General features: G+C 58.3%; 8 protein-coding genes and 4 pseudogenes. 5 read left to right on the forward strand and 7 right to left on the reverse strand.

The window, feature by feature from the left end; genetic code table 11:
- Window positions 1-359: 359 nt before the first annotated feature.
- From CO664_RS29745 to CO664_RS30925, 3 genes are all read left to right on the forward strand, one after another.
- Entirely contained in the window at window positions 360-1,373 is a 1,014-nt protein-coding gene (locus CO664_RS29745) for a 1-aminocyclopropane-1-carboxylate deaminase (RefSeq protein WP_097528106.1), read from the forward strand.
- Window positions 1,374-2,213: 840 nt separating this feature from the next.
- Complete coding sequence (locus CO664_RS29750; RefSeq protein ID WP_097528105.1) at window positions 2,214-2,915, forward strand: class I SAM-dependent methyltransferase; 702 nt, start codon at window positions 2,214-2,216, stop codon at window positions 2,913-2,915.
- A 341-nt stretch (window positions 2,916-3,256) separates the two neighbouring features.
- Window positions 3,257-3,409, forward strand: a complete 153-nt coding sequence (locus CO664_RS30925; RefSeq protein ID WP_176536712.1) for a hypothetical protein — start codon at window positions 3,257-3,259, stop codon at window positions 3,407-3,409.
- 2 nt (window positions 3,410-3,411) lie between these two features.
- Here CO664_RS30925 and tnpB read toward each other — a convergent pair.
- The 6 genes and pseudogenes from tnpB to CO664_RS30530 all read right to left on the reverse strand — a co-directional run.
- A pseudogene (gene tnpB, locus CO664_RS29755) lies at window positions 3,412-3,649 on the reverse strand (IS66 family insertion sequence element accessory protein TnpB); the annotation flags it as partial.
- Between the two features lie 94 nt (window positions 3,650-3,743).
- On the reverse strand, window positions 3,744-3,944 hold the full coding sequence (locus CO664_RS31625) for a tyrosine-type recombinase/integrase (RefSeq protein WP_083541674.1): 201 nt from the start codon (window positions 3,942-3,944) through the stop codon (window positions 3,744-3,746).
- A 121-nt stretch (window positions 3,945-4,065) separates the two neighbouring features.
- A pseudogene (locus tag CO664_RS29760) lies at window positions 4,066-4,746 on the reverse strand (tyrosine-type recombinase/integrase); the annotation flags it as partial.
- The gene (locus tag CO664_RS29765; protein ID WP_234819734.1) at window positions 4,743-5,273 is read right to left on the reverse strand and encodes a tyrosine-type recombinase/integrase; all 531 of its coding nucleotides are present in this window, start codon (window positions 5,271-5,273) and stop codon (window positions 4,743-4,745) included. The gene CO664_RS29765 and the pseudogene CO664_RS29760, both read right to left, overlap by 4 nt.
- Window positions 5,274-5,455: 182 nt before the next feature.
- Window positions 5,456-6,334: a hypothetical protein gene (locus tag CO664_RS30525; RefSeq protein ID WP_245426471.1), complete on the reverse strand. Its 879-nt coding sequence runs from the start codon at window positions 6,332-6,334 to the stop codon at window positions 5,456-5,458.
- Between the two features lie 126 nt (window positions 6,335-6,460).
- Window positions 6,461-6,579: pseudogene (locus tag CO664_RS30530) on the reverse strand (IS66 family insertion sequence element accessory protein TnpB); the annotation flags it as partial.
- Window positions 6,580-6,973: 394 nt separating this feature from the next.
- Between CO664_RS30530 and CO664_RS30930 the strand changes: the two are divergent.
- Both CO664_RS30930 and CO664_RS29785 read left to right on the forward strand, forming a co-directional pair.
- Window positions 6,974-7,216 carry a hypothetical protein gene (locus CO664_RS30930; protein ID WP_158254919.1) on the forward strand — a complete coding sequence of 81 codons (243 nt, stop codon included), beginning with the start codon at window positions 6,974-6,976 and terminating at the stop codon, window positions 7,214-7,216.
- Between the two features lie 102 nt (window positions 7,217-7,318).
- Window positions 7,319-8,749: a hypothetical protein gene (locus tag CO664_RS29785; RefSeq protein WP_141471835.1), complete on the forward strand. Its 1,431-nt coding sequence runs from the start codon at window positions 7,319-7,321 to the stop codon at window positions 8,747-8,749.
- A gap of 705 nt (window positions 8,750-9,454) precedes the next feature.
- Here CO664_RS29785 and CO664_RS29790 read toward each other — a convergent pair.
- A pseudogene (locus CO664_RS29790) lies at window positions 9,455-9,907 on the reverse strand (transposase); the annotation flags it as partial.
- Window positions 9,908-10,031: the final 124 nt, after the last annotated feature.

The raw sequence follows: 10,031 nt of genomic DNA on the forward strand, positions 1-10,031 counted from the left end.
GCTACCGCCCCAAATACAGCAACCCAAAACCGCAGGAGCGAACTCAAAACTGGATAAAACTTGGGGGCAAGGTCACGCGAACTTGAGCGCATCGTGCAGGAATACTATGCTTGTATGGTCGGAGGCGCCCGCATTCCGGTCGTACTAATCCGAGAAATGCAGTTCTTCGGTTCGATATAGGCATTGGCAGTCGACCGCAGCCGGCATATCGGTTGCTTGGTCTAGGGATGAGGCGCTCGAACTAATGATAGACATTTTCTGGAATATTGAGCAACGCAGCTAACCTCAAATCGAACACGCCCTTAAAAATGACTGGTGCATAGCTAGATTCAGCTCAATCACGTGTTGCTGGAGTGAACATGCTTCAAAAGTTCGAGCGCTACCCGCTCACCTTCGGACCCACGCCCATCGAGAAGCTCGACCGCCTCGGCAAGCATCTAGGCGGAAAAGTGGAAATTTACGTCAAACGCGAGGACTGCAACTCCGGTCTTGCGTTTGGCGGAAACAAGCTCCGCAAGCTCGAATACATCATCCCCGATGCGATCGCGTCAAATGCCGATACGCTTGTCTCCGTCGGCGGCGTGCAGTCCAACCACACGCGGATGGTCGCCGCGGTCGCCGCCAAGATCGGCATGAAATGTCTCCTGGTTCAGGAGAGCTGGGTACCACATGAGGATGCCGTCTACGACCGGGTCGGCAACATTCTCTTGAGCCGCATAATGGGGGCAGAGGTGCGCCTGGTCGACGATAGCTTTGACATCGGCATCCGCCGCAGTTGGGAACAAGCGCTCGATGAGGTCAAGTCAAGGGGCGGCAGGCCCTACGCGATACCGGCCGGGGCCTCAGTTCACAAATATGGCGGCCTCGGCTACGTAGGGTTCGCGGAGGAGGTGCGCACCCAAGAGAAACAGCTTGGGTTTACCTTCGACTACATCGTCGTTTGCACGGTTACGGGCTCGACGCACGCCGGCATGGTCGTTGGATTCGCCAAGGACGGTCGACAGCACAAGGTGATCGGTATCGATGCCTCCGCCACCCCCGCCCAAACCAAGGCCCAGGTGATAAACATTGCCCGACATACGGCGAAGCTCGTCAGGCTTGGCACTGAAATCGTCGAGGATGACGTAGTGTTGCTCGAGAAGTACGCGTACCCGCGTTATGGCATTCCGTCGGAGGAAACCAAGACTGCCATCCGTTTGTGCGCGCGGCTCGAGGGCATAATTACTGATCCGGTCTATGAGGGCAAATCGATGCAAGCGACAATCGACCTTGTCCGGAAAGGCTTTTTTCCAAACGGATCGAGAGTCCTCTACGCGCATCTCGGCGGCGCCCCGGCGATTAACGGTTATGGCTACACGTTTCGCAACGGCTGACGCGCCACAGACGACCATTAAAAAACCTTGCCGCATTGAGAATAACTAATCTTGAAGTAAGCTCCGGTCTATTGTGAGGCGACCCCGTCTTTGGATCACCTGAGCCGGAACTTCGGGATTGTGACGGTGGGCTGCTGCTTGCAAAAATACTGGACAGCGGTGTATGGGCTAACGCGAGCAAATGTTCTTACCTCGATTGCCTGACCGGAGCCGAAGTCCGAATTGCCTTAACGGCTTCGGCCGCCTTGGTTGAGCGGGTTTACGGCGCCCGATCCGTGGCGGTCCAGCACCGCGAGGCCCGCGGAGGACACCTGCCGCCACTGCTGATGACATGTCGGCCAACCAACACTGTTGTCCAATTTATCGTTCACCCGACATAGTGGTGCCGGGACGGTTTGTCCTGCACTGTCATGTAACCACTTGAACAGTGATACAAACTCTCCTACGATCCGTTCTTGAGTAGTTGGCACGACTTCTGAATCTCTCCGTTGCATTCTACATGTGTCGTTTCCGACGGTTTACGCGGCGGCTCAAGTGGCTCAGAAGCGACCGTGTCACATGCTTGCAATGGACCTTATGATAGTTGTGCATCTCATCGAAACAGCTCCAGGCAGCGACACAATGCCTCGATATCCGCGCCGCCGGTGATCCCGGGGGCAAGTGTAATATTTCGCGGTTCTCTAGGGCCGAGAGTTGGAACTCAGTACGAAGTGCTGCAACCGGAACGGCGGCCAAGGTAAGGGGCGAAGCATCCTTGATGAGCCGGTGCAAGGTCATTTGGCCGGCAGAGTAGCCGCGGAAGGCGGCCAAAATTGAATTTGCCTGCACGGAGAAAAATACATGGACACCAGCGTTGTTCAACAGAACACACTTCGACAAGCGGCGCAAAAGCGGATCAAGGCTTCACATGCGCTCGGTGGTGACGCCGATCGCTTAGCCCAATACTATCATGAATGGGCCGATTCCTACGAGTTGGACGTTGAGCGAGAACGCTACTGCGGCCCCTCGATCGTGGCGGAACTCGCGGGCGCACTGCAGGCGGCTTACATCGACAGAGAGCGAGCAGCGACGGCAATCCTGGATGCTGGCTGCGGTACAGGGCTAGTTGGCGTTCAATTGGAGCATCTCGGCTTCCGCTTGATAGACGGGTTCGACCTCTCAGAGACGATGGCCGAAATGGCGCGCCAAACCGGCGTCTACCGAAACGTTGAAGGCGACGTTGATCTAAGCAGGCCAATCTCGGACTACTCGTGTGCGAGCTATGATATGACCGTCTGCTGCGGCGTCTTCACGCTCGGGCATGTCCACCCGCATGCGCTGCGCGAGCTGGCGCGGGTCACGCGTCCGAACGGGTTCGTGGTCGCAAGCGCCTGCGAAAGTCATGCGGGGGCAACGTCGTTTGAGGACGAGGTGATGTGCCTGCAAGAGGCTGGCGTCCTTACGCCGGAACAGTGCCTGAACGACGGCAAGTTCCTTGGGGAGGAGGACGCGCATTACTGGATTTTGCGAGTGAACGGGAAGCCCGCCGAGCAGCGAATATGACCTGCGGATCTGCGCTAAGGCGAGTGCTCACGCATACAAGGGTGCCCAGCACGTGAGGTCTAGCAATCTTGTCTCTTGTTCAGCGCGGCATTTCGCGAGGTGAATTGCCGGCGCCTGTGGCCGCGTCTCAGACAAACAGCCGATCGACCCACCTCTAACTGCATGCGGCCGTGCTACGCGGTGGGAGGGACGAATGATGGCGTCTATGGTGACCACGTTTTGCTCCCTTCCCTATTCATTATCAACGCCAGCCATACCGCCGCCGAGGACCAGTCATACCCACTCAGTAGTCACGCTCGATTCACTCGCTAAGGTGCATCCACCCTTCGACGGCGGGGGACTTGGATGAAAACTATTGGCTGCATTACGAAGGCAACGAGCGCCTTGAGGTCGGCATTCTCTGCATCGAGCGAGAGAATGATCTGACTGAATTGCGCGGCATCCTGAGGTACAGGGTTCGGGTCGAAGCGGCATGGCAGACCCTAGCACATTAGGATCAGGCCGTTGTCGTTGGCCGCTTTACGGCGTTTCGCTTGACCCGAGTCCAATCGATGCTGGCCAGCAAAAGCGAGAACTCTTGGCTACTCATCCTGCATCGCGCCAACGCGGATCGTGGCCGAAACCAACTTGCCCCGCTCCAGCCATTTCGTCGCCAGGATGATGCCAGAGTCACCCCAATAAATGCAGCGCAGGCGATCGCATCGCTTGGCGCGGAACACGAACACGTCACCACATAACCGTTTTTATGTGCCGGGCGAGATCATGTGGCCGAGCCGCGAAGACGGCTGCCGAAGCCTGCCAAATCTGGAATCCTCCGCCACATAATATTCAGATGCTGTTCAGCAGTTGCAGTACGGCGTCATTTGGTCGGAAACGGACGCCAAGATCGCCGGAGACTCCAGCCTTCTCGAGACCTTTGCGCATCATCTCGACATCGGCGGCGGCATAGCGATGGGTTGTGGCGACCTGTGCGTGCCCGAGCCAGGCTTGGATTGTCAAAAGGTCCACGCCCGACTGCAGAAGCATCATGGCAAGTGAGTGTCGGAAGATGTGCGGCGATATAGGCTTGTGAGGCCGGCCTAATGGTCACAGCTTGGGCCGCCGCACGCCGCACGATATGGGTTGCTCCGAAGCGCGTCAGCCGCTTGTTGCGGGCGCCGACGAATATCGGTCGAGGCTCGTGGTTCGCGATTCCGTGTTCGGCCAACAAGGCTGTCAGTGCTCTCGCCAGATGCTGAGGAATGGGGATGACGCGGTCTCTGCGCCCTTTGCCGCGCAGCATTACTTGCGGGTGCGACCGTTCCAACTGAAGGTCGTTTGCATTGACGCCGGTAGCTTCGGAGACCCGCGCGCCGGTCCGTGCCAGGAACAGTAGGAACGTGCGGTCACGCCGACCACGGGACGTCCTTGGATTGGGCGCCTCGATGAGGGCTTCCACTTCGGCCTTGGTGAGGTGGTGCGTCACCTCGATGTGCGCCCGCTTTATGGGAATCGTCAGCACGCGTTGGGCGACACCGAAGGACGCCGGAAAGGCGGCTGCGACATGGTGGAAGAACGATCGGATCGCCGCTAGGCGGGCGTTGCGCGTGGCGATGGTGTTGTTCCGCTTCTCCTCGAGTTCGTCGAGAAAGGCGAGAATGAGGTCTCGATCGAGCTCCTCGAGCACCAACGCAGCCGGCTTCTTCCGCAACCGGGTGGCGGCAAAGAGGATGAGCATGCGCAAGGCGTCGCGATAGCTGACCACGGTCGCGCGAGTCGCGTTGCGTTGTTTGGTCAGGCGCCGGCGAAAGTAGGACTCCAAGAGCGGCGCCAGGAGTAAATGTTCACTCATGCTGCGCCTCCATCGAGGAAGGCGCGCTCCGCCGCCATGGCGAGAAGATCCACCGAGCCAGTGAGGTAGTAGGCTGTGTCACTGTAGCTGGCGTGGCCGAGATAGGTGGCGAGCACCGGGAGTAGCGCCTGGACGTTGGCGCGTTGTTGATGCCAAAGGCTCATGCGGGTCACGGCAAACCGGTGCCGCAGATCGTGCGGCCGCAACGGCTTGCCGTCATCAAGGCCGGCGAACTTGCGGACCTGAGCAAATCCGCTTTGCAAGCCAGTCGCCGAGAGGCGGTTGCCACGAGAGCTGAGAAAGAAGGCCTGGTCCTTGGGACTGGGAAAAACGGCATCGCGCTCACGGGCATAGCGGCGAAGCGCTGTTTGGGTCGTTGTGTGAACCGGAACGAGACGATCCTTGCGGAACTTCGTCTTCCGAACCAGAAGAACCCCGTTGGTCAGATCGACATCGGAACGATCAAGCCTGACCACTTCGCCCGATCGCAGTCCCGAGCTTGCTAACAGTCCGATCAGCGTCGCCATCGTCCGCCCCTGAGAGGGATATCTGGAGAAATGCGGGCGCATGCGTCGATGAGCGACGCCAACTCTGCCTCGCTGAGGATACGCGGAGGCGGAATCGCCCTGGATCTAGAATAGGGCAAAGGCGGTCATGCCGCGCCTCCCGGAAAGGGGAGTGCGACCTCGGCGAGCTGCGGTCGCAACCTTTACGTAAAGCGCCGTTGTGTTGATGCTCCGGTGGCCAAAAAGATCGGCGATCTCGTTGATTGGCCTTCGCTGCCCGCGCGTAACTCGCCGTTGCGAATGCCCGTGGTGGCGAGCAGCAGCAGGATGGCTCGATCGCGGATATCGACCGACGTCGTTGCGCCGATCGCATCGATTGCGCGCCGAACGTCACCCCATGCAAGGCGCGGCGGCAGATGCGCCAAACGCCAATAAGGCGTCCTCGCGACGATGCGGGCAAGATCTTGGTGATGGTGGCCAGCCCAACATAAAAACCGAAGAGATGTTCGAATGTGAGAAGTCGCTGCCGTGCGGGTGCCGGAGGTCGCCGATAGCGACAGTCGATGCTCGACAGCAGCGAGCACGTGCTCAGCTGTCAACGCCTCAAGGTCTTGGCCGGGATGACCACCCAATCCAGAAGCGTCGGCCGCCCAGAAGAACACCTTCGCGGGTCTTCGGCTCCAGGCCCCGTACTCTGCGCAGATAGTCCGAAAGGAGGCCAGAAGCAGAGCATCCGGGTCAGCCCTTTCACTTGGAACGGAAATAATGAACCGTTCCGGAGCCACTCGCCGTGCGTGTGCCAGAGCCGATACTGCCCCGATGCGCGGAGTATCCGTAGTAAACGAGCCCAACGAGCTGTCGATGACATCTTGATGGATTGGCATCAGGCCACAGCGCGTCCCCGCAAACTGGCTAAAACGCGCAATCCGGCTCAGGTAAATCGTGGCGGACGCTCGCTTATAACCGACCGTGAAAAAATGCTCCGCGAGGCGATCCATCTCGCCACCGAGCGCACCGCTCCGAGCCGTTTGAGTACCCCACGATTCGAAAAATAGAAGTCGAGCATCCTGCCCCTCCAGCATTGCGGCGCAGGGGGATCCCGCACCCATCCCAGAGGCACGAAATATTATGTGGCGGAGAATTCCAGATTTAGCAGGCCGGCAGCCGTCTTCGCGGCTCCGCCACATTAAATCTCGCCCGGCACATAAATAGGGATAGGTCGCAATGGCCGACGCCACGTATGCACCAGCCCATTCATGCCGCGCCGGAAATCGATTGGCTGCGTCGCCACCATGATCTCCACGCCATTCGACGAAAGTCCGATCACCGGCGCCCTCGCAACGCCGCCACGATCGCCTGCACCAACTCGTGCACCTGCGAGCCGATCAGGTCATGCGCGCTCCGGCAATCTCGATCGCAATCGACCCGTGGCAACGAGGGCGTTATCCGACGACGAGCCCTGGCGCGCCGCTCGATCGCAAACCACCGTCATCGGTATGAACATGGCCTGCTGCGAGCAGGCTTGCTCGGATCGGCGAGAGGCCAGCCCGACTTCCCGGCGTCACGTTCAGCAAACCGCGATCCACGCCCCAGCGCCGGGCAACAGGCGAGATGTCACCTTGGGTTGAGCGCTTTCGGCAAGGATCCGCGCCTTCTCTTCGTCGGTCCAATTCCGCCGCTGGCGCCGGCCGGTGATCACCTCGGTCCCCGGTAGCCCCTTCATGCCTGGCTTCATCCATGACCTCAAGCACGGCATCAGCGCAATCTCCAACCATCCCGTTTCACTCTTGCCGATGAAGGAGCTTATCTCTCGGCCTCAAGCACAAAAGGAAAACAGATGTGGCTTCATCGCAGCCTGTCACCGCCGTGTTGTTGAGGCTGAACGGCACGGCTTTCAACACCAGTTTGAAAATATGGTCTTCATGAATACGAGTCATAAACTGGTGACGAATATGCGTTTGTAACTCGGGGTGGTGCACCCGAGAATAAACGGACAGAAACAACACGTTTCGCGTAGGTTCAGCCTCTACTGCAGTCTGTGCCATCAGAAATGGGAGGTGTGCGCCGTGAGTACATTAGAAACTTACTTTCCCTCACAGCGTGAGCAAACGTTTCTAGACAAAGTTGTTAACGGGACTTACGACCGGCAGATCATCGCCGGCATAGCCAAGTTCGCCAGCGAGAATGTGCCCCAAGATATGCGCGGCTTTTATTCACGAGAAGACCTGGATCAGATCCTCGAGCTGAAGGGCACCCCGAGAGATCTAGAAGCTAGGATGCCCATCAAGATCACGCGGCACTACTATGAGCAGGCGCAATACAGCCGCCCCATGCAGACCCTGGTGAAAGCCAGCCCGAGAGAGACCTATGACCTGGACGGCGCAGAAGATCCAGGAAAGCAGATGACCTTCAGCCCGTGCGAGGGGCTGATCCATAAGTACGAACTTGGTCTACTCTACGTAGCATCCACCTGCTCCGCCCACTGTCGCTTCTGCTATCGCGAGGAACTGATTGGTCGCAAACCGATTAGTCGCGAAGACGGCACGGTAACTCCAAAGGGTCTGGCACAGCTCGGTAAGGTCGTCGGATATATTCGTGAGCACAACAGGCTGGTGTCCGCGAACGGCGGCCGCCATCCGGAGACCGGTCGCGAAAAGCTACGCGAGATCCTGGTGTCGGGCGGTGATCCCATGGTTCTAGGAAACAAGAACCTTGCTGCTTGGCTGGCCGGGCTTGCGGAAGCCGGTGTTGAGAATATCCGCATTGGGACCAAGGAACTGGCGTTTTATCCGCAACGTTTCGACAAGACCTTCTTTGCGATGCTCGACGCGTTCCACCAAGCTTATCCGGCAATCAGCCTGCGGATGATAGTGCACTTCAACCATCCCGATGAATTCTTGCGCAAGGCGCCCGATGGCGGCTATACCGACAATCCTGGGGGTGGGTTCGAATGGATCGCCGAAACCCGGGCTGCGGTAAACGAACTCGCCCGGCGCGACTGGATCACGATGCACAATCAGTCGCCGATTATTCGCGAAATAAACGACAACGCGGATTCGTTGCGCATCATGCAGCGCGAGATACTCCGCAACGGTATCGAGAATCACTACTTCTTCTGTGGCCGTGACATAATTGGCCACAAAGCGTTCAATGTCCCGATTGAACGTGCTTGGCAGATTGTCAACGAGTCTCAGAAGGGCCTCTCCGGCGTCGAGACGCATGCGCGGCTCTCGATCACCCACTACAAAGGCAAGACCGAAGTTGCTGCCGTTACCAATGAGTTCGTACCTGGCATTCCTCGCGGCGAAAAGGGCGTCGTGATTTTCAAACTACTGCGTTCGGCCGCTGATGCACGAGATCGATCCAAAGTGACGATCGTCGGTCGAAACCCGAATGCCATTTGGTTCAGCGGCTATAACGACCGTGTGATTTTCGATGAGGCCGGTCTCTACTCAATGTATGGAATTAAGCCCGCATTTGTCCAGGCGGCCGAGTAGATGCGACGTATGGGGCTTTCGAACAGTACGGAAGTATCGATTATACCGTCATCCACAACTGAATTGAACTGCAAACACATCGTCTACGTCGCCTGTTTCCGGTTCTCCACGAGAAGCAGAGATTTCTGATTATCACTCCGACGAATGCTTTGACGTTGTGTCTAGCAAGTGTTCCGCTCGCGCTCGAGCAAGTTTGCAGATGAGTAGGAGTCGATACCCCGGAATGAACACAGCAGAGGCCGGAAACCATAGGAAAGTAGATCATCCTTTGCCGGAGCCTGCGATCTGTTTGGTAGGACCGTATGTCCGCCTCTGGGGTGAGTCGACCAGGCCCGTCCAGCAACCCTCGAACGCGCAGTGTAGAGCGGGCTACACGCAGAGGCCGACACAGCGGCGCTGATTCCTGGTCTCGCTTCCCGCAGGTTCACTGCAGCGCGACTTCTGATTCCACGGAATACACGGCTCCGAGCTTCGCCAGTTGGCGCGAAGGTCAATGAGCACGCGCTAGGCTAGCTAGCTGCTTTTGCTGGAGGCGCAGCGCATCTCCAAACCCGTCACTCAGCAGCGCTTCGGGGTCGACTTTCGAAGCTTTATGTGTCGACGCCCAGCTGCGGGGATGACGAGATCATGATCGTGTCCCGGGAGGTGGTGTAGGTCGCGGCTGAAGGCCGTGCTTTCCGACATAGAGCCGGAGGGATATAAGCGGGCCACAGCGGGCAGACTGATTTGCGGATCATCGCTCATTTGCGCCATGGTCTCAAGTGTCAGGTACCGGGCGCGTTGGACGGCCCATTAGTCATTCTGTTCGAGCAGCCGTGCGCCGACGAGACGGACGATGGCTTCGTCGTTCGGAAAGATGCCGACGACCTCGGTGCGTCGCTTGAGTTCGCCGTTGAGACGCTCGATTGGATTCGTCGAGTGCACCTTTGCCCGGTGCTCTTTCGGGAAGGTCATGTAGGCGAGCACATCCTCTTCAGCGTTGTCCATGATGGTGGCGAGCTTTGGAACTTTCGGTCTGATCTGATCGGCGACGCTGCGCCATTGAGCGCTGGCTGACTCCGAGGTCTCCTGGGCAAAGGCCGTTGCGATGAAGGCCGAGACGACCCGCCGGCCGCTCTTGCCGGCATGCGCCAGAACGTTTCTCATGAAGTGGACCCGGGGGCTGTTGAAGAAGTCTCATGCATCTGATTCAATTGAGTAATCGTTGATTCTCTGGAGCCTTCACGATGCTCGGCCGTAAGGAACGTGATCAGCTTGAACTCTATATGTGCGGCTCGCTTCG

The organism is Sinorhizobium sp. NG07B, assembly GCF_002532005.1.
Lineage (GTDB): Bacteria > Pseudomonadota > Alphaproteobacteria > Rhizobiales > Rhizobiaceae > Sinorhizobium > Sinorhizobium fredii_C.